The following is an 18,215-nucleotide window of genomic DNA, read 5'->3' as shown; positions in this document are numbered from 1 at the left end:
TTAGGCCTTTGGTTCAGGGTGAATGTGGGGGCGTGGATCGTGGCTACAGGGTTCAGCATGATCACTATGTCCGCAGTGGTTGTGATGATGCTGGTAAAACATGCGTTGCGTACCGAAAATCGCCTGATATTCAGGATGCTGCTGAATACTTTCAGGTAAACCACTGCAACAGATATGTTTATTTAAACAGACCACACGGTGTGTACCCTGCATGACCCATTGCAGGTCATGGGAAACCATCAGCACCGCACAGCCATAACGCTCAGGTAAACTGCGCACATAGTCGTATAGCTCGGCCTCGGACTGAATGTCCAAACCCTGCATCGGTTCATCCAGCACTAGAATGTCTGGCTGGCGCAACAGGGCACGTGCCAGTAACACCCGCTGCCGTTCACCGCCTGAAAGTTGCTGGACCTTGGACTGCTGTAGTTTCAGGATACCTGTATCACGGATAATCTCTTCACGTAAATGGGCTTCGCAAACTTCCAAATCCAACAAGTCCTGTACACGTAAAGGCAGGCTGGCAGATGGATTAAACTTTTGTGGGACATAGGCCATTTTAAGCTTTTTGGAAAAATGAACCTTGCCTTTATTGGGTGGCATGATGCCAAGCAAGACCTTGATCAGGGTGGACTTGCCTGCACCATTCGGACCAATCAGCGTTACAATCTCTTTCGCCTGCAAGGCAAAGTCAACGTTGCGCAAGATATCCCGTTCATCGCGTCGAACTGAGATATTCTCCAGTTGGATCAGCGGAGGGTTTACTGAGGCAGGCTGCACTGGTGACATTTTCCAGAAATCTCAATAATGCTGTGTTGAGCAGAAAATTGGTCAGAGGCGGCAAGCTGGTCCAGTTGTTGAATCAGGCCCTGTGCCGATGCCTCCTTAACCGAGTGACATTCTGTACAAATCAGGAATGCGGCCTGATGCCCCTCACGTGGATGACAGCAGGGAATATAGGCATTAATTGAGGTTAGCCGATGGATTAAGCCTTTCTCCAGTAAGAAGTCCAGGGTACGGTAAACTGTGGGAGGGGCGGCAGGGCGGTCTGCCTGCCCCTTGATTTTTGCCAGGAGGTCATAGGCACCCATTGGGGCAGAGGCATTTAAGATGAGTTCAAGCACTTCTTTACGCAAAGGTGTCAGGCGAGCGCCCGCCGCAGTGCATAAAATCTCTGCTTCGGCAAGTCGCGCCTTAATATCGTGATGACCGTGAACACCGTGTAATGCATTGTCATGTTCGTGTGAACAAGAACTCATAAATTGACCTCATTGTTTTTGTAGGGCCTATTGATATTTTGACTATATATAACCTGTGTCGCAGGTGTATCAACAGACACACTATCATATCATGCAATTCATCTATAACGATCTATATTAAATGGACTGGGTAATAGATAGTGCGATGAATCCTGAAAATAGACATAGGCATTTTTTAACTTTTGTTATATTATAACATGCTTCGCTTTCTTGAGTAATCCTGTGATGTTGCGCCTTTCTTTTCTGGTCTTGTTGTCAATGTTGAGCACATGGGGCTGGACACAAAGTTTAGTGGTTTCAACACATCCCATTTACCTGATTGCAAAAGAAGTCACCGATGGTGTGGAAGAACCAGTACTGTTGCTGGGTGACCAGACAGGCCATGATGTACAGCTTACCCCAGCCCATCGCAAGGCGATTCAGGATGCCTCATTGGTGTTATGGCTCGGTAAAGTGCATGAAGCGCCTTTGGAGAAGCTACTCAATCAAAACCGCAAGGCGATTGCACTGCTTGATTCAGGAATCCTGACCATCTTGCCACAACGCAACTTACGTGGTACTGCACTGGCAAATACAGTGGACAGTCATGTATGGCTAGATCCCAACAATGCTGTACGTATCGCTTTCTTTATTGCGACCTTGCGTTCACAGCAATATCCAGAAAACAAGGCGAAATATCTGGCCAATGCCAAGGACTTTGCCCAGCAGATGCTACAGGCATCCCAGCAATATGAAAGTTCGAGTAAATCTAAACCCTACTGGTCCTATCATGATGCCTATCAATATTTAGAGAGGGCGCTGAACCTGAGGTTTGCAGGCGCATTAACCGATGATCCACATATTGCACCGACTGCTGCCCAGATTAAATATCTCATGGACAATCGGCCTAAAGCACAAATGTGCCTATTGGCTGAAACATCTGCCAGCAGCAGCCAGTATCAAAAATTGAACCCAGTGGTTTTCCAGCCCGTGGATGAAAGCATGCGTGGTGAGGGCAATTTTGTAACAGCGTGGAAAAAATTGGCTTCAAAAACCGATAAATGCGTATTAAGTACACAAAATTGATGAAAAAAATAAAAACCAATTGACTGTATCGTCAAAAAATGGGCTAACGAAAAAAACAGACTTAAGTCGAGAAAAGATTGCATGTTCAGGGGTGTAACTCTATAATGCCTGCGATTCAAAACAATCATGATTAAAACTTGTCAAGCAGTTATGCTGTAAGTGGGTAAAAAATGAGCCGAACTAGTCGCTTGATTGACCGACGATTAGCAAAAGCTTTGGTCTTCTTACAGGCGTGCATGATTCCTGTGGCAGCGTTGCTGGCATGGTTGATAAAAGACACCACTGCCGCCCTGAGTGCTGCGCTTGGGGCACTGGTTTGTTGGTTGGCGCATTGTTATTTTGCCTGGCAGTCGTTTAGGACGGCTGGGGCAAGGGCGTCAAGACAGGTCATGCTGAATATGTATCGGGGAATGCTCGGTAAGTTTGCAATTGTGATTGTGGGTTTTATTTTAATTTTGAGCAATGTCAAACCGTTGTCAGCGGTGGCATTGTTTTGTGGATTTATCCTCGTTCAGGCTATGTCGTGGGTTGCACCATTCTGGGTGTCACGTCTTCAGCAACGAGAATGAAACACATTTTTGAGATTTTTGGAAGAGGGTACGAGATTTTTGCAGTTCGCAGGATTCGTTCCGCTTCTTTTTAATGATTGACATTGACCAGGTGTGATTTATGGCTGCTGAAGAACATGCCCTGACTTCGACCGAGTATATCAAGCATCACTTGACCAATATGACCTATGGCAAAATGCCTGACGGTACATGGAAATTGGCTGAGACTGCTGAAGAAGCTCAATCGATGGGGTTCACTGCAATTCACTTGGATTCAATGGGTTGGTCTATCGGACTTGGTGTTATTTTCTGTTTGTTGTTCTGGACAGTTGCGAAAGCTGCAAATGCAGGTGTTCCAACCAGATTCCAGTCAGCAATTGAAATGATCATCGAGTTTGTGGACTCAAGTGTTCGTGATACTTTCCACGGCAAATCACGTTTAATTGCCCCATTATCATTGACCATTTTCGTGTGGATTTTCCTCATGAACGCAATGGACTTGATTCCTGTTGACTGGATTCCTTATCTAGCTCAACAGATTGGTGCAGGTGTGTTTGGCATGGACCCTCACCACGTTTATTTCAAGGTTGTCCCATCTACTGACCCGAACATTACCCTAGGTATGTCCCTGTCTGTATTTGTATTGATCTTGTTCTACAGTATCCGTGAAAAGGGTATTGGTGGATTCGTTGGCGAGTTGGCACTTAACCCATTTAACCCAAGTAACCCAGTTGCAAAAGCGTTATTGATTCCAGTGAACTTGATTTTGGAATTAGTAACTTTCCTTGCTCGTCCAGTTTCGTTGGCTCTACGACTGTTCGGTAACATGTATGCGGGTGAGTTGATCTTCATCTTGATCGCATTGTTGCCGTTCTGGATCCAGTGGGCGTTATCTGTGCCTTGGGCTATCTTCCACATTCTTGTAATCACGCTGCAAGCATTTATCTTTATGATGCTGACCATCGTTTACTTGAGCATGGCAAGCGAAAAGCATTAATGGTATTGCCTGACTGTCACCTGACGGTTGGGCTTAAATTTTAGTTTAATTTGGTAATAACCTAACCTCTGAGGAATTTTTCATGGAACTCACTTTAGGTCTAGTTGCAATTGCATCTGCTATCTTGATCGCTTTCGGTGCTTTAGGTACTGCGATTGGTTTTGGTCTTTTGGGCGGTCGCTTCTTGGAAGCTGTTGCTCGTCAACCAGAATTGGCTCCACAACTTCAAACTCGTATGTTCTTAATCGCGGGTCTTCTTGATGCTGTGCCTATGATCGGTGTTGGTATTGGCTTGTTCTTCATCTTCGCTAATCCATTTGTAGGTTAATAGCTTAATTCCTAAATCCACATATTGAGGAATAGCGAAATGAATATCAACCTCACATTGATTGGCCAGGCAATTGCATTTGCGATGTTCGTCGCATTCTGCATGAAGTTTGTTTGGCCACCACTAATCAATGCGATTAGTGAGCGTCAGCGTAAAATTGCTGATGGCTTAAACGCTGCTGAGAAAGCCAAGGCTGACCTTGCCGATGCGCAAGCACAGGTTAAGGCGGAACTGGATGCGGCGAAAGCACAAGCGGCTCAATTGATCGAACAAGCGAACCGTCGTGCAGCACAATTGGTAGAAGAAGCGCGTACCCAGGCATCTGCTGAAGGTGAACGTATCCGTCAACAGGCGAAAGAAACTGTTGATCAGGACATCAATGCTGCTCGCGAAGAATTACGTCAACAAGTTGCTGCTTTGGCAGTTGCTGGCGCAGAAAAAATTCTGAACCAACAAGTTGACGCAGAAGCTCATAATGCCATGCTGAATCAGCTGGCTGCTAAACTTTAAGCGAGGCGAATATGGCTGAACTCTTGACGTTAGCACGCCCGTACGCCAAAGCAGCATTTGCTTATGCATCTGAGCAGAATGCAACTGACGCTTGGTCAAATGCGTTACAACTGCTCAGTGCTGCGGTGCAAGACGAAGCATTTTCCGCTTATTTAAATCGCCCTGAGCTGACTCCTGCGGAACAAGTAGGTCTTTTTGCAAAGGTTTTAGGTGAAGATCAGTCTCAATCGGTGTCTAATTTCTTGACATTGCTTGCAGACAACGATCGTTTGGTTTTATTGCCTGAAATCGCAGCAGAATACGAATTACTTAAATCGCAGAACAACAACACATTGGAAGTGGAGATTGAATCTGCTTTTCCAATTGATGCGAAACAAGAGCATATTTTGGCTCATGCGCTTGAAAAACGTTTTAACAGAACCGTTCATGTGACTGTTAGCGTTAATCCAGCGTTGATCGCAGGTGTTGTGATTCGTGCAGGCGACCAAGTGATAGATGACTCTGCGCTTAACAAGCTTGAAAAAATGCGGACTCGTCTTCTTGCCTAACAGCAAAAAGACTGAACTTAAAAAAGATTGAGGAATAGCGCAATGCAACAACTGAATCCATCCGAGATCAGTGCGCTCATTAAACAGCGTATCGGCGATCTGGACACCAGCGCGACCGCTAAGAATGAAGGTACCATCGTCATGGTATCTGACGGTATCGTGCGTATTCACGGTCTTGCGGATGCAATGTACGGTGAAATGATCGAATTCGACGGCGGCTTATTTGGTATGGCACTGAACCTAGAACAGGATTCAGTGGGTGCCGTTGTTTTAGGTAACTACCTAAGCCTGCAAGAAGGTCAAAAAGCTCGCTGTACTGGTCGCGTATTAGAAGTTCCAGTTGGTCCTGAACTTCTTGGCCGTGTCGTAGACGCTTTGGGTAACCCAATTGATGGCAAAGGCCCAATTGATGCAAAACTGACTGATGCTGTTGAAAAAGTGGCACCAGGTGTAATTTGGCGTCAATCTGTCGACGAACCTGTTCAAACTGGTTATAAATCAGTTGATACCATGATCCCTGTAGGTCGTGGTCAGCGTGAGTTGATTATTGGTGACCGTCAAACTGGTAAAACAGCAATGGCGATCGATGCGATCATCGCTCAGAAAAACTCTGGCATTAAATGTGTATACGTTGCGATTGGTCAAAAACAATCAACAATTGCAAACGTGGTGCGCAAGCTGGAAGAAACTGGCGCTATGGCGTATACAACTGTTGTCGCAGCTGCGGCCGCTGATCCTGCAGCAATGCAGTATTTGGCTCCGTACTCTGGCTGTACAATGGGTGAATACTTCCGTGACCGCGGTGAAGATGCGTTAATCATTTATGATGATTTGTCTAAGCAAGCTGTTGCTTACCGTCAAATTTCATTATTGTTACGTCGTCCACCAGGTCGTGAAGCGTATCCAGGTGACGTATTCTATCTTCACTCACGTCTTCTTGAGCGTGCTTCTCGCGTTTCAGCTGATTATGTTGAGAAATTCACGAATGGCGCAGTAACAGGTCAAACTGGTTCTTTAACTGCATTGCCAATCATTGAAACTCAAGCGGGTGACGTATCTGCATTCGTACCAACCAACGTAATTTCGATTACTGACGGTCAGATCTTCCTGGAAACATCATTATTCAACGCAGGTATTCGTCCTGCTGTGAACGCGGGTATCTCTGTATCCCGTGTTGGTGGTTCAGCTCAGACCAAGATCATCAAAAAATTGTCTGGTGGTATCCGTACCGCTTTAGCACAATACCGTGAATTGGCTGCGTTTGCTCAGTTTGCTTCTGACCTTGATGAAGCAACCCGTAAGCAACTTGAGCATGGTCAACGTGTAACTGAGTTAATGAAGCAAAAACAATATGCTCCTTACTCAATTGCTGACCAGGCTGTTTCTGTATATGCATCTAACGAAGGCTACATGGCTGACGTGGAAGTGAAGAAGATCGTAGACTTTGATGCTGCGTTAATCTCTTACTTCCGTTCTGAACATGCTGCGTTGATGCAACAGATCGATGAAACTGGTGATTACAACAAAGACATCGAAGCAGCATTCAAAGCAGGTATTGAGAGCTTCAAAGCGACTCAAACTTACTAAGTTAAGCTTTAGTTAAGTTTGGTTCACGGATCAACCTTCGGAAGCTCGAAAGGGCTTTCGAATACTAGGTTAAGCGTATGGCAAATTTAAAAGAAATTCGCGCCAAAGTAGCTAGTATCAAGAGCACGCAAAAGATTACTCGCGCGATGCAAATGGTAGCTGCTTCTAAAATGCGTCGTGCGCAAGAGCGCATGGCTCAGGGCCGTCCGTATGCCGATAATATGCGCCGTGTAATTGCTCACTTGGTACAAGCGAACCCTGAATACAAACACCGTTATATGGTTGACCGCCCAGTTAAGCGCGTTGGCTATATCGTGGTGTCTTCAGATCGTGGCTTGGCAGGTGGCTTGAACATTAACTTGTTCAAGAAAGTTGTGCAGCATGTCAAAGCACAGCAACAGCAGTCAATTGAAGTTGAATTTGCTTTGATTGGTCAAAAAGCGGTTTCGTTTTTTAAGAATTACGGCGGTAAGGTGCTTGGTGCAACCACCCAACTTGGCGATGCGCCGAGTCTGGAACAGTTGACTGGCTCAGTACAGGTGATGCTTGACGCATTTGACAAGGGCGAGCTGGATCGTATCTACCTCGTGTCAAATGGTTTCGTCAATGCGATGACCCAGCAGCCTAAAGTGGAACAACTTGTTCCTTTGGCACCAGCACAAGCAGGCGATGATCTCAACCGTACCTATGGTTGGGACTATATCTACGAACCAGAAGCAGAAGTATTGTTGAATGGTTTGTTGGTTCGCTATATCGAGTCTATGGTTTATCAAGGTGTGATTGAAAACGTTGCATGTGAGCAGTCAGCTCGTATGGTCGCGATGAAAGCGGCGACAGACAACGCAGGACAATTGATTAAAGACCTACAGCTCATTTACAACAAGCTGCGTCAAGCCGCGATTACTCAGGAAATTTCCGAGATCGTTGGCGGTGCCGCTGCCGTTTAACATTATTAGTTTGAATTGAGGAGACAGCAATGAGTAGCGGTCGTATCATTCAGATCATCGGCGCGGTTATCGACGTCGAGTTTGAGCGCAATAGCGTTCCTAAGATCTATGACGCTCTCCAAGTTGACGGTACTGAAACTACACTAGAAGTTCAGCAACAGCTTGGCGATGGTGTTGTTCGTACCATCGCAATGGGTTCTACAGAAGGTCTTAAACGTGGTCTTAATGTAACCAGTACAAATGCACCGATTTCTGTTCCAGTTGGCCCAGCTACGCTTGGCCGTATCATGGACGTTTTAGGTCGCCCGATTGATGAAGCAGGTCCTGTAGCGACTGAAACGCGTTTGCCAATTCACCGTCAAGCGCCTTCTTATGCTGAACAAGCAGCTTCTACTGACCTTTTGGAAACTGGTATTAAAGTCATCGACTTGCTTTGCCCGTTTGCGAAAGGTGGTAAAGTTGGTCTGTTCGGTGGTGCGGGTGTTGGTAAAACCGTTAACATGATGGAGTTGATCAACAACATCGCGAAAGCTCACTCAGGTTTATCTGTGTTTGCTGGTGTTGGTGAGCGTACTCGTGAAGGTAACGACTTCTATCACGAAATGAAAGATTCTAACGTTCTTGACAAAGTAGCAATGGTCTACGGTCAGATGAACGAGCCACCTGGTAACCGTTTACGCGTAGCGTTGACTGGCTTGACCATGGCTGAATACTTCCGTGATGAAAAAGACGAAAATGGTAAAGGTCGTGACGTATTATTATTCGTCGACAACATCTACCGTTATACACTTGCAGGTACTGAAGTATCAGCATTGTTAGGTCGTATGCCATCTGCGGTAGGTTACCAGCCGACACTTGCAGAGGAAATGGGTGTTCTTCAAGAGCGTATTACATCTACTAAATCTGGTTCGATCACTTCGATCCAGGCGGTATATGTACCTGCCGATGACTTGACTGACCCATCACCTGCAACAACGTTTGCCCACTTGGACGCAACTGTTGTATTGAGCCGTGACATCGCATCTTCTGGTATTTATCCAGCGATCGATCCACTTGACTCAACTTCACGTCAGCTAGACCCATTGGTTGTTGGTCAAGAGCACTATGAAATTGCACGTTCTGTACAGAACGTATTGCAACGTTATAAAGAGCTTAAAGACATCATCGCAATCCTGGGTATGGATGAATTGGCTGAAGAAGATAAACTGGTTGTTTACCGTGCACGTAAAATCCAGCGTTTCTTCTCTCAACCGTTCCACGTAGCTGAAGTGTTTACTGGTGCGCCTGGTAAACTAGTACCACTTAAAGAAACGATTCGTGGCTTTAAAGGTCTATTAGCTGGTGAATACGACCACATCCCAGAACAAGCGTTCTATATGGTTGGTGGTATTGACGAAGTGATTGCTAAAGCCGAGAAACTTTAATTAGCAACTCTAATTTAAGGAGATTCTCATGGCGACTATGCAATGTGATGTTGTAAGTGTTAAAGAGTCGATTTACTCTGGACAAGTTACGATGTTGATCGCAAAAGGTGCGGGTGGTGAGCTTGGTATTTTGCCAGGACATGCGCCACTTGTGACCTTGCTCCAACCAGGACCGATTCGTGTTCAGTTGGAAAATGGTACAGAAGAAATTGTTTATGTATCAGGCGGTGTGCTGGAAGTTCAGCCTCATGTTGTGACCGTGCTTGCAGATACTGCAATCCGCGCTGACAACCTGGATGAAGTGGCAATTATGGAAGCTCGTAAACAAGCTGAACAATTGCTGGCAAATCAAAAGAGTGACCTGGACTCAGCGGCTGCACTGGCATCTCTATCAGAGATTTCAGGTCAGCTTGAAACCATCCGTAAGATGAAAAACCGTGCATTGTAATTTGCTGGTTTGACATTGAGAAAGCCACCGTAAGGTGGCTTTTTTTTATGTTATAAATACAGATAAACCAAAACAGAAATATTTATACATCCTATGTTTAGTATCCCAGGTGTGACCTTAGTAAAATTGGCTCATAGTGAGTTAGATTGTCTCAAAATTTCTAACTCATTTTGTGAAGCTGTCATTAGTTTTCAGGGTGCACAAATTTTAGAGTTTTTCTCAAAACAACAGAATAAGCCACTTTTATGGCTTTCAGATTTGAATTCTTATGCTTTGGGTAAGGCGATTCGAGGAGGAATTCCGTTATGTTTTCCCTGGTTTGGTGCACACCAGCAAAATACTGACTACCCATCGCATGGTTTTGCCCGTAATTTTCTTTGGAATTTAATTGATATTTCAGCTGATGAAAAGGGGCATCATATTACTTTTGAGCTAAATGACAGTGTAGAAACACGTAAATATTGGAATTTTGCCTTTAGCTTGCAGATGTCTATTGTTTGTGGAGAACAGTTGCAGCTCGAATTGAAGTTAAGCAACCGAGATCAAGTTGATATTGAATGTGATTTTGTCTGGCATAGTTATTTTCCTGCGAATACTAAAATTGCACAAATTATTGGTTTAGACCAAACAGAATATATAGATCAGCTTGATGGAAATAGTTTAAAGATGCAAGAAAATCAGCAGATCTCATTTACACAGGAATTAGATCGCATTTATCCAAAAACAGCAGGAAGATTTGAATTGTTACAGAATCAATATGATTCTATTTACATTCAATCTAATGCGACCAGTACGGTTATCTGGAATCCCTGGATTGAAAAATCAGCGCGTTTACAGGATGTTCAAAATGATGCTTGGCAGGATTTTGTTTGTATTGAATGTGGGCAAATTGGAACAGAGAAAGTTAAGATAAAAAGTGGTGAGGCTGTTCAGTATCAACTTGAGATAGGCTGATGGCTTGAAAACTTTCTGATATGTATAAGATGAGAGTAAAAAGAAAGAGTACCCAGGAAACATGGTTTTTTATTGATGGAACAACAAGGCTGGTAGATGAGAAAGATATTCGTGGGAAAGATCATGAATTAAAGCAAAAGCAAATACAGGGATTTGGTTGCTTAAAGTTTTTTATTTGGTTTTATGTGCGGGATGCACGAATAAAGGATATATTTAAGGGTCAAGAGTGTCGAAAGATTTATGAGGATTGGATTGCTGGTTTAAGCCCACAATAGAAAACCATAAATCTGATAAAAATAAGTTTAGGAAAAGTATGTTAGCAAGCAATGTCTTAAAGTTGCGTTTGGATCGCATTGAACAGCAAGGACATCATTTATCTGCCAAAGATCAATTGAAGCTTGTAACACTTGAGCAGCCTGAACTCACCGCTGGTTTATATACACATTTATTCCACATTGCCTTGCCTAAAAGCTGGGATTTTCCGCACAGCACGGCTGAAGAAATCAATTGCTCCCTACGCCTGATCAAACTGATCAATCAGGTGTTTATTCCTGCCTACTCACAACATGCCCATCGTTATGCCTGGTTTGAACAGGGCCTTGCCTTTAGTTTGCAGTATGCGGATGAGCAATATAATGCTCAGGCTTTGGATGGGCTTTTGTCACATCTGGCAAAGTGTAAGGATAGTCCCCTAAAACTAAGCATCCTGAAACAGTTGCATGATGAATATGACGACATCAAGATAAAACTTGCGCTGGCTAAGCTATATCAGCATTTTGAAGAATGGTCGGTTGCCATTGAAATGTATCAGGCTTTATTCGCGCAGCAGTCGTTACAACCTGAGCATGTGCATTATGATTTTATTGAGTGCCTGTTAAATCGAAATGGTTACCTGAATGAGCAGGGCAACAGTGATGTGGTTGAGGCATTGCAACGTTTAGGGCAGTTGGATCATATCCAGCAACAGGCAAGGTATGAACAGCTTACCAGCCGTACAGTTGCCTTAATGTTGCCTGAGACATTACAGACAAACTTCACTGATTCAACCCAGCCCTTGTTGGACATACAGCAAAAACTAAAGTTTGTTGGGTATTCCCTGAATCACTGGCTGGCAGCCAGCGAATTTATCATTCCTTATTACAAGCATGTGATCGAGTCTGCTCCAAAATTATTAAATAACCACGATGTGGTGATGCATCTGGATCGGCATAAGGCGGCTAATACAGCTTTACAGCGTATCCTGACAGGGCGTGAGCTAAAACTGGTAAGTGGGGTGAATGCTGCCAATTATAGTCTGGGCTTTATCTGGAATTACTTACAGATCAATCCTTTGGTGCTGGATGCACTGGTTGCGGCATCAAAGGGAAATCCAGATGCATTCTATAACCTAAAACAGATCCCCGCGCCTGATTATGATCATGAGGCAGCCTTGTCGCGTGTTTCGTCCTATCTTGCCAAACAGCAGGTGGCCTACAACCTGAGTCAGCAGGGACACACCATTGAGTTTGCGGAACATTCACATTTGGCAGGTTTTGACCTGATTGTGGATGGCACGCCGATGCAGGTGAAATGTACGATGGATGTGGAGGCGATCGAGAAGTTCGCACAAAACCATCCGCATATTGCCATTGTGGTCAATATTGAGCTGGCACATCTACAGGAAAAATATCCCTCGGTTTTTGCCGATCTGGCGCTGAGTTATGAATCGGTGCAAAGAACCGCCTTAGCCAGCCTACAACATTTGGCAGGTATGGATGATTTCCTGCCCATTCCTCTGATGAATACTGGATTTGCGGTTTATCGCAATTTTGGTTCATCCCAAAGCAAGGCAATATCCCGTCCTTATTTGCAGTATAAGCCGTCTGGTTCAGTCATGAAGAATAGTTTGGCAATTGGTGCGGCGATTGGTGGAATTGTTTCGGGTTCAATCGGGGCTTTTGTGGTGGGTGGACTGGCAGTGTATCGTACATGGCGAGTCCAGAAGATCGAGCAGCGTAAGCCAGCTCAGGAAAAACAGCAGTTGCTACTGCAATGCCAGCAGGTCATGGAGCTGTTGATTGATTTTGCGGAGTGGTTTAGCCAGAACCTGTTAAAGTACCGTGTTGATTTATATGCCTATCAGCTTAGGCAGATTGAAATGAAGTTGATGGGAGAAATCCCAGAAGCAGCGATTTCCACCACCTTGTTTGCCTATAAGTTTGAAGCACATCAACGGGCAATGAAGCTTTATGAGTGGATGCAAAAGCAGCTTAGCCATGACAATCCAAAGCAAAGGGTACAGGCAGGATGGGTGGCCTTGGCGCAGTCAAACCAGTTTATGTCGATTGAGCTGAAACAGCGTGTAACCCAGTTGAATATTGAGCTGGAAAAATATAAGCAGATGACCCAGCATGGCTTACAGCTATCCAATCTGGGCAAACAGGCGGGTCATCATTTTAAACCCGCCTATCCAGTGCAATAGCTCTAGGTGTTTGCGTTGTCAGAACTGGCTTGCTTGCCCAAAACCAGCGTTGCGAGTTTGACCATATCCATTTGAATGGTGTTGAACTGCTTTTCAATTTTTGCAAAGTCTAGCTGGGCAATGTCCAGTTGACCATGCAGCAAAGGCATGCTCAGAAGTTGCTGGTTGGCTGTAAGTAGACTCTGGCGAATCTGGTCAACCTCATTACTTTTTAGGTTCAGTGAAAGTAAAGTGTCATGTAGTCCGTGTAATTCCTGTTTAAGCTCACCTGTGGTATTTTGCAGTTGCTGAACATTTTGATCCTGAATCGCCTGTTCAAGGCTGCTTTGTGACTGCTTTAACAAGGCCACATAATCATCAGTTTCAAGCTGCAACTTTGCAATATCGCGTGCGATGTTGAGCATATTGCCACGACTCAGGTTTTGGGTGTCCTGCGCCTTGATCATTTCGGTGCTGTTATCCTGATTCGCTGTTGTAGCAGGCTGTTCAAATTCAGATTCTTGTTCCACCTGCTCATTGTCATGGGGAACTTGATCACAGCCTGTCAGTGTAAATGCAGCAGCAAGTGTCATGGCTGAAAGGATGGCTTTGATCGACTGGTTTTCCATCATGCTGAACTGCACCAAAATATGTGAAGAACGTCACTATAATGAAAAAATATGAATAAAAAAGTGATTTTTGTAATTCATTAAGATTGCTTATGTAAAGAAGAGGGCTATTGAGGTTATAGGCTCAAAATTTCTCTTTTTAGTTAAATACTTAAACTTGTATCTGAATTTGGTAAGAAATATGCTATTTATAAATGTCATCCGCAATTGTTTGAGACAGGAGTCTGTTTATAGATATTTGTATAAACATTTTACCTTGCTCTCGTAACGGTAGGACGGGAGTGGGACACTTTCGAGTGTGCTGGATCCCAAACCAGTCTGCTAACCCACTCTCGTTCTGCCACCCTATCTAAAAGCTAAGAAATTTAACAGCTTGCCATTATCCTAGATTGACACTTGCAAAATCGCAGATTATTTTGTGTCTGCTAGCCTATATTTTTATCATAATTTGTTTTTCGTAACGGTAGAACGGAAGAGGGACACTTTCGGGTGTGCTGGAGTCTTACCCAGTCGGTCAACCCTCTTTCGTTCTGCCACCCTATTTAAAAGCCAACAAATTTAATAGCTTGCCATTTCCTTGCATTGACACCCGCCAACTCACAGATTATTCTTAAAACGCTGACCCACATGGTCAGTCGGTTTTGACAGACCGAGCGTAAACACATCAGATTTATTCCTCTGAGGGGTAGATTTGTGTGAAATCCTCACGTCCCCCTTTTCGTTGCGGTAGGGCGAGAGGGGGACGCGTCCGCGCGTGCTGGAATTTACGCCCAGTCTGTCAACCCTCTTTCGTTCTGCCACCATAATTCTTAATGAGTGCATTGGCAGAATTCCGAATTTTAGGAGTTGGCTATGTATTTTATTCTTACGCTTCCAGATTAGTCTTTTACACAGCTTGATCGCCTTTGGGTGTTCAGGCCTTAGTTCGTTGTGACTAAAAAAACAGATCGACAATAAAACTTGAGATGCGACAGGGCAGTCTTTTAGGGCCTCTGCATGCCTTTTTTTCGTCCACCATAAGGGCAATGGCATTTTTATCTCATTTAAATACAAAAAAAAAGATGAGTGGACGGTATCTATATGCCAAATTTAAAGATTTCTCCAAAAGCATTACAGGCGGTGTATACCTCCATCCAGCTATTTGATACCTATGGATTTCATAAGGCAGGCATAGACTTTATTTTGCAAGAAACCAAAATCGCCAAAATGACGTTTTATAATAATTTTCAGTCTAAAGAACGATTTATTGAAATATGTATGAAGGTGCAAAAAGAGCGGCTTAAACAAGAGGTGCGGGCAATTATGTATTCATGCCAGCACCTCACGGCAGCCGATAAACTCAGGGAAATTTATCTCTTACATGCCGACCTGAATAGCACTTATCATCTTCTGTTTAAAGCCATTTTTGAAATTGAACAGCTTTATCCTCATGCCTATCAAGTGGTGCTTGAATATCGGGAATGGCTGGTGCAGGAAATTCTGGAGTTGTTGTCGGGTATGGAAATTCGCCTGTTAAAACCTGATGTTGATCTATTTTTATTTATGATTGATGGGGCAATGGTTCAGCTTTTGTGTGGGTTTGGAGTGCCTGTTTTGCCCCTGTATTGTGATAATTCGTCGCTATTCCAAAGACTAAACCAATGATTGCCGTATGTGATGACCAATTTTTAAATGGTATCCAAATCTAACGGCAGTTTCATGGCTTAGCCAGTCGCTGATGTCCTCGCCCTGATCGGCGAGGCTTTACGCTTTAATAGTAAAATTATTTGGCTAACTCAGCTTCAATCGCGCTGACAATACGTTCGTCATCGGCAGTGATGTCTGGTGCAAAACGTGCAACGATTTCGCCATTTTTATTGACGAGGAATTTTTCAAAGTTCCACAACACTTCAGGCGGATTGTTTGGGGTTAAACCATAGTCCACAAGGTCTTTCCACCAAGGGCCCTCACCCGTACGTTCAGGAATCGCCTGAGTCAGTGTCTGGTAAAGTGGGTGCTTATCATCACCTGCAACAGAGATTTTGGCAAAAAGTGGGAAATGCACGTCATAGTTGAGAGAGCAGAATTGTTCAATCTCATCGTTTGTGCCTGGCTCTTGCTCTAAGAAGTTATTGGCAGGGAAACCGAGAATTTCCAGACCCTGATCTTTTTTGGCCTGATAAAGTTTTTCCAAACCCTCATATTGTGGTGTCAAACCACATTTTGACGCAACGTTGACGATCAATAGGACTTTGCCCTGATATTGATCAAGATCAACGTCCTGACCCTTAATGTCCTTAACTGGAATGTGGTAAACCGATTGGCTCATGTGATTATCCTAATTTGTTGTTGTGCAAGACCTGTTTGTTTTAACTGCTATTCAGCCAGAGTGCAATGCTGTTGAGATGAATCCATACAAATAATCCATAAAAACAGGGCGTTCTTTAAATGGAGGCGTTTTTAAGCTGGATGGGGGTCTGGCCTGTATAGCGTTTAAAGAACTCAATAAAGCTGGAACTGTGGTGGTAGCCTAAGGCAAATGCCAGTTGCTTGATGGTTATGCCTTGACGAATCTGGTTGATGGCAAAGATGATCTTGGCCCGATTGCGCCATTCAGATAGCGAAAGCTGCAACTCCTGCTGGCTTAGGCGCAAAACATGACGCTCACTCACGGCAAAGTCCTGTAGCACCTGCTGGAGACTGGCATTAAATAAATCGGGATTGGAGAGTTTTTCCAGAATTGGTGACAAAACTGGATGGCTGCTTTGTGGTAAATAGTGTGAATAAGCAGGCGCTTGCCTCAATTGGTCAAACAACACCTGTAGCAAGTGTTCAAGGTATTCAGGTCGCGTATCCTGTTTCTGCTGTTCCAGTATCTGTACCACTAAGGCACGGAAAAAGGGTTCAATACTAAAGCAACGGCACACATCACCTAAATATTGTCCGAATTTTGGATGCAAACGAATACAGATATAGTGGATTTCATGTTCAACAGGGAGCGACTGATGTTCAGTACGCGGTGGCAACCATAGTCCATAACTGGGTGGGGAAAGATAGTATTGCCCCTCAATGTCAAATTCCAGCGTGCCATTTAAACTAAAATTGAAATCGCCCCAGAGTGAGGAATGTGGGCTGACAATATCATCCTTTTGGTACAGAAATTCATGCACTTCTATACCAGTCAGAAAGGGAAATTGCTCAGCATCATCATGCTTCATCTGGGTACCCATTTTAGTTTTCGCAGGTGACTTTAGGGTTGTTTAGGCCTTTTGCCAGGGTAAAGATACTCATCAAGGCCAAGGCAACAAAACTGATTACCCCATAAATTAAGATATTTTCATTGAAATGATCAACCACATATCCGCCCAGTAACGAGCCTGTCGCAATCATCACCTGAAACATCCCCACAAACAGCGGCATGCCTTTCTCAACGGCATGTGGTGCATGCACAAACATCCAGATGTTGGCGGCTGTTGGGAAAGCCCCAAATGCAAAGCCCCATAGGGCGGTGAGTACAATTGCACCAAATTCATGTACTGCAAATACAGGAAAGCCAAAGAACACAATCGCAAAACAGATGCTGACAAAGGCCAGGGTATAGCGCACATTGAGGTTGCCACTATAGCCTGCAAAGGCATTGCCAAAAATACCTGCAATTCCGTAAAGCAACAGCAGCGAGCTAATGGTAGTGCCATTGAATCCCGCAATATTTTTAAAGAATGGTGCCAGATAACTATAGGCACAGAAATGCGCCAGGCCGATCAGCAGCACGATTAGCATGCCACTGCGTGCCTTGGGTGTGCGTAACAATGCGGGCAGGTCTCGAAAGTGGATGGCTGAATCAGGTTTTAATGCAGGCAGAAAGATAAATTGCAGCACCAGCACAATTAGCCCAATACCCGCAGTGATACCAAAGGCACTGCGCCAGCCGTAGAACTCACTGAGCCAGGTGCCAATTGGAACACCTAGAACCGTTGCAAAGGTGACACCTGCCATCACCACAGCAGTGGCTTTGGCAATAGGTAAATGAGAGGGTGCAAGCTTGCCACTGAGCGCAATCGCGGTGGCCCAGAACCCCCCAATTGAAATGCCCAGCACCAGACGGCTGAGTAGCAATACATGAAAACTATCGGCAAAGGCGGTGATGGTATTGGCAATCACCATAATCGCCGTAAGCAGGATCAATACATAGCGGCGATCAAGCTGTTTGACTGAAATGGGAAGTAGTGGCGCGGCAATTGCAGCCATTACCCCAGGCAGGGTGATGATCAGGCCTGCTGTACCTACAGAAATGTTCAGGTCTGTTGCCACACTATTCAGTACACCAACGGGCAGGAATTCACTGGTGACCAGTGCAAAGGCACCAATAGCCACTGCCAGTATGGCAAACCAGCTACCTTGTGTCTGGGTGGAATCTATGGGTCGAATTTCGGAAGTGGGAGAATGTTCCATAATAATTTCCTGATTTGCCCATTATCTGGTAAAAGGGCTAAAGAATAGGTTAATATTTTATAACGATCGCTATAAAATAAAATAGTTGATAAAAATTGCT

The 18,215-nt window shown here is 44.4% G+C and carries 20 protein-coding genes; 14 read left to right on the top strand and 6 right to left on the bottom strand.

Annotated features, from left to right (window positions below; translation table 11 throughout):
* Together znuC and QTA56_RS14980 are read right to left on the bottom strand one after the other, a co-directional pair.
* Complete coding sequence (znuC, locus tag QTA56_RS14985; RefSeq protein WP_267981797.1) at positions 1-789, bottom strand: zinc ABC transporter ATP-binding protein ZnuC; 789 nt, start codon at positions 787-789, stop codon at positions 1-3.
* Complete coding sequence (locus QTA56_RS14980; RefSeq protein ID WP_267981796.1) at positions 762-1,259, bottom strand: transcriptional repressor; 498 nt, start codon at positions 1,257-1,259, stop codon at positions 762-764. Before QTA56_RS14980 ends, znuC begins: the two co-directional genes overlap by 28 nt.
* Before the next feature lie 225 nt (positions 1,260-1,484).
* Here QTA56_RS14980 and QTA56_RS14975 point away from each other — a divergent pair, with 225 nt between their 5' ends.
* The 13 genes from QTA56_RS14975 to QTA56_RS14915 all read left to right on the top strand — a co-directional run bounded on the left by QTA56_RS14975 (position 1,485) and on the right by QTA56_RS14915 (position 13,076).
* Positions 1,485-2,324 (top strand): metal ABC transporter substrate-binding protein, encoded by an 840-nt coding sequence (locus tag QTA56_RS14975; protein ID WP_267981795.1) that lies wholly within the window; start codon positions 1,485-1,487, stop codon positions 2,322-2,324.
* A 170-nt stretch (positions 2,325-2,494) separates the two neighbouring features.
* Positions 2,495-2,893: an ATP synthase subunit I gene (locus tag QTA56_RS14970; RefSeq protein ID WP_010589287.1), complete on the top strand. Its 399-nt coding sequence runs from the start codon at positions 2,495-2,497 to the stop codon at positions 2,891-2,893.
* 100 nt (positions 2,894-2,993) lie between these two features.
* Positions 2,994-3,869, top strand: a complete 876-nt coding sequence (atpB, locus tag QTA56_RS14965) for a F0F1 ATP synthase subunit A (protein WP_267981794.1) — start codon at positions 2,994-2,996, stop codon at positions 3,867-3,869.
* A gap of 82 nt (positions 3,870-3,951) precedes the next feature.
* Positions 3,952-4,197 carry a F0F1 ATP synthase subunit C gene (atpE, locus tag QTA56_RS14960; protein ID WP_000424060.1) on the top strand — a complete coding sequence of 82 codons (246 nt, stop codon included), beginning with the start codon at positions 3,952-3,954 and terminating at the stop codon, positions 4,195-4,197.
* A 39-nt stretch (positions 4,198-4,236) separates the two neighbouring features.
* The gene (locus QTA56_RS14955; RefSeq protein WP_267981793.1) at positions 4,237-4,707 is read left to right on the top strand and encodes a F0F1 ATP synthase subunit B; all 471 of its coding nucleotides are present in this window, start codon (positions 4,237-4,239) and stop codon (positions 4,705-4,707) included.
* An 11-nt stretch (positions 4,708-4,718) separates the two neighbouring features.
* A complete protein-coding gene (locus tag QTA56_RS14950) occupies positions 4,719-5,255 on the top strand; it encodes a F0F1 ATP synthase subunit delta (protein WP_267981792.1) in 537 nt (178 codons plus the stop codon).
* 42 nt (positions 5,256-5,297) lie between these two features.
* Positions 5,298-6,842: a F0F1 ATP synthase subunit alpha gene (gene atpA / locus QTA56_RS14945; protein ID WP_004656522.1), complete on the top strand. Its 1,545-nt coding sequence runs from the start codon at positions 5,298-5,300 to the stop codon at positions 6,840-6,842.
* 77 nt (positions 6,843-6,919) lie between these two features.
* Positions 6,920-7,789: a F0F1 ATP synthase subunit gamma gene (gene atpG, locus QTA56_RS14940; protein ID WP_004674080.1), complete on the top strand. Its 870-nt coding sequence runs from the start codon at positions 6,920-6,922 to the stop codon at positions 7,787-7,789.
* Between the two features lie 29 nt (positions 7,790-7,818).
* Positions 7,819-9,213 (top strand): F0F1 ATP synthase subunit beta, encoded by a 1,395-nt coding sequence (gene atpD / locus QTA56_RS14935; RefSeq protein ID WP_267981791.1) that lies wholly within the window; start codon positions 7,819-7,821, stop codon positions 9,211-9,213.
* A gap of 28 nt (positions 9,214-9,241) precedes the next feature.
* Positions 9,242-9,661, top strand: coding sequence for a F0F1 ATP synthase subunit epsilon (locus QTA56_RS14930; protein WP_267981790.1), 420 nt, complete (start codon positions 9,242-9,244; stop codon positions 9,659-9,661).
* 111 nt (positions 9,662-9,772) lie between these two features.
* Entirely contained in the window at positions 9,773-10,615 is an 843-nt protein-coding gene (locus QTA56_RS14925) for a D-hexose-6-phosphate mutarotase (protein ID WP_267981789.1), read from the top strand.
* Positions 10,616-10,635: 20 nt separating this feature from the next.
* Complete coding sequence (locus QTA56_RS14920) at positions 10,636-10,890, top strand: hypothetical protein (RefSeq protein WP_267981788.1); 255 nt, start codon at positions 10,636-10,638, stop codon at positions 10,888-10,890.
* Positions 10,891-10,928: 38 nt separating this feature from the next.
* Positions 10,929-13,076, top strand: a complete 2,148-nt coding sequence (locus QTA56_RS14915; RefSeq protein ID WP_267981787.1) for a hypothetical protein — start codon at positions 10,929-10,931, stop codon at positions 13,074-13,076.
* 2 nt (positions 13,077-13,078) lie between these two features.
* Here QTA56_RS14915 and QTA56_RS14910 read toward each other — a convergent pair whose 3' ends face one another.
* Positions 13,079-13,687 (bottom strand): PM1805 family lipoprotein, encoded by a 609-nt coding sequence (locus tag QTA56_RS14910; protein WP_267981786.1) that lies wholly within the window; start codon positions 13,685-13,687, stop codon positions 13,079-13,081.
* A 1,077-nt stretch (positions 13,688-14,764) separates the two neighbouring features.
* On the opposite strand from QTA56_RS14910, the gene QTA56_RS14905 reads away from it, so the two are divergent.
* Positions 14,765-15,328 (top strand): TetR/AcrR family transcriptional regulator, encoded by a 564-nt coding sequence (locus tag QTA56_RS14905; protein ID WP_267981785.1) that lies wholly within the window; start codon positions 14,765-14,767, stop codon positions 15,326-15,328.
* A 118-nt stretch (positions 15,329-15,446) separates the two neighbouring features.
* On the opposite strand, the gene QTA56_RS14900 is transcribed toward QTA56_RS14905, so the two are convergent.
* The 3 genes from QTA56_RS14900 to QTA56_RS14890 form a co-directional block, all read right to left on the bottom strand.
* A complete protein-coding gene (locus QTA56_RS14900; protein ID WP_267981784.1) occupies positions 15,447-15,992 on the bottom strand; it encodes a glutathione peroxidase in 546 nt (181 codons plus the stop codon).
* A 115-nt stretch (positions 15,993-16,107) separates the two neighbouring features.
* Positions 16,108-16,881 (bottom strand): AraC family transcriptional regulator, encoded by a 774-nt coding sequence (locus QTA56_RS14895; protein WP_267981783.1) that lies wholly within the window; start codon positions 16,879-16,881, stop codon positions 16,108-16,110.
* A gap of 13 nt (positions 16,882-16,894) precedes the next feature.
* On the bottom strand, positions 16,895-18,115 hold the full coding sequence (locus QTA56_RS14890) for an MFS transporter (RefSeq protein ID WP_267981782.1): 1,221 nt from the start codon (positions 18,113-18,115) through the stop codon (positions 16,895-16,897).
* Positions 18,116-18,215 lie beyond the last annotated feature (100 nt).

The organism is Acinetobacter thutiue (genome assembly GCF_030385805.1).
In the GTDB taxonomy this organism is placed as follows: domain Bacteria; phylum Pseudomonadota; class Gammaproteobacteria; order Pseudomonadales; family Moraxellaceae; genus Acinetobacter; species Acinetobacter corruptisaponis.
This window is presented reverse-complemented; position numbering and strand designations above follow the sequence as displayed.

Excerpts from the sequence above, each read along its gene's own strand:
- QTA56_RS14920 (WP_267981788.1), top strand. The coding sequence starts at position 10,636 with ATGTATAAGATGAGAGTAAAAAGAAAGAGTACCCAGGAAACATGGTTT.
- QTA56_RS14950 (WP_267981792.1), top strand. The coding sequence starts at position 4,719 with ATGGCTGAACTCTTGACGTTAGCACGCCCGTACGCCAAAGCAGCATTT.
- QTA56_RS14905 (WP_267981785.1), top strand. The coding sequence starts at position 14,765 with ATGCCAAATTTAAAGATTTCTCCAAAAGCATTACAGGCGGTGTATACC.
- QTA56_RS14900 (WP_267981784.1), bottom strand. The coding sequence starts at position 15,992 with ATGAGCCAATCGGTTTACCACATTCCAGTTAAGGACATTAAGGGTCAG.
- QTA56_RS14980 (WP_267981796.1), bottom strand. The coding sequence starts at position 1,259 with ATGAGTTCTTGTTCACACGAACATGACAATGCATTACACGGTGTTCAC.
- atpE (WP_000424060.1), top strand. The coding sequence starts at position 3,952 with ATGGAACTCACTTTAGGTCTAGTTGCAATTGCATCTGCTATCTTGATC.
- QTA56_RS14910 (WP_267981786.1), bottom strand. The coding sequence starts at position 13,687 with ATGATGGAAAACCAGTCGATCAAAGCCATCCTTTCAGCCATGACACTT.
- atpG (WP_004674080.1), top strand. The coding sequence starts at position 6,920 with ATGGCAAATTTAAAAGAAATTCGCGCCAAAGTAGCTAGTATCAAGAGC.
- atpB (WP_267981794.1), top strand. The coding sequence starts at position 2,994 with ATGGCTGCTGAAGAACATGCCCTGACTTCGACCGAGTATATCAAGCAT.
- QTA56_RS14915 (WP_267981787.1), top strand. The coding sequence starts at position 10,929 with ATGTTAGCAAGCAATGTCTTAAAGTTGCGTTTGGATCGCATTGAACAG.
- znuC (WP_267981797.1), bottom strand. The coding sequence starts at position 789 with ATGTCACCAGTGCAGCCTGCCTCAGTAAACCCTCCGCTGATCCAACTG.
- QTA56_RS14895 (WP_267981783.1), bottom strand. The coding sequence starts at position 16,881 with ATGAAGCATGATGATGCTGAGCAATTTCCCTTTCTGACTGGTATAGAA.
- QTA56_RS14955 (WP_267981793.1), top strand. The coding sequence starts at position 4,237 with ATGAATATCAACCTCACATTGATTGGCCAGGCAATTGCATTTGCGATG.
- QTA56_RS14975 (WP_267981795.1), top strand. The coding sequence starts at position 1,485 with ATGTTGCGCCTTTCTTTTCTGGTCTTGTTGTCAATGTTGAGCACATGG.
- atpD (WP_267981791.1), top strand. The coding sequence starts at position 7,819 with ATGAGTAGCGGTCGTATCATTCAGATCATCGGCGCGGTTATCGACGTC.
- atpA (WP_004656522.1), top strand. The coding sequence starts at position 5,298 with ATGCAACAACTGAATCCATCCGAGATCAGTGCGCTCATTAAACAGCGT.
- QTA56_RS14930 (WP_267981790.1), top strand. The coding sequence starts at position 9,242 with ATGGCGACTATGCAATGTGATGTTGTAAGTGTTAAAGAGTCGATTTAC.
- QTA56_RS14890 (WP_267981782.1), bottom strand. The coding sequence starts at position 18,115 with ATGGAACATTCTCCCACTTCCGAAATTCGACCCATAGATTCCACCCAG.
- QTA56_RS14970 (WP_010589287.1), top strand. The coding sequence starts at position 2,495 with ATGAGCCGAACTAGTCGCTTGATTGACCGACGATTAGCAAAAGCTTTG.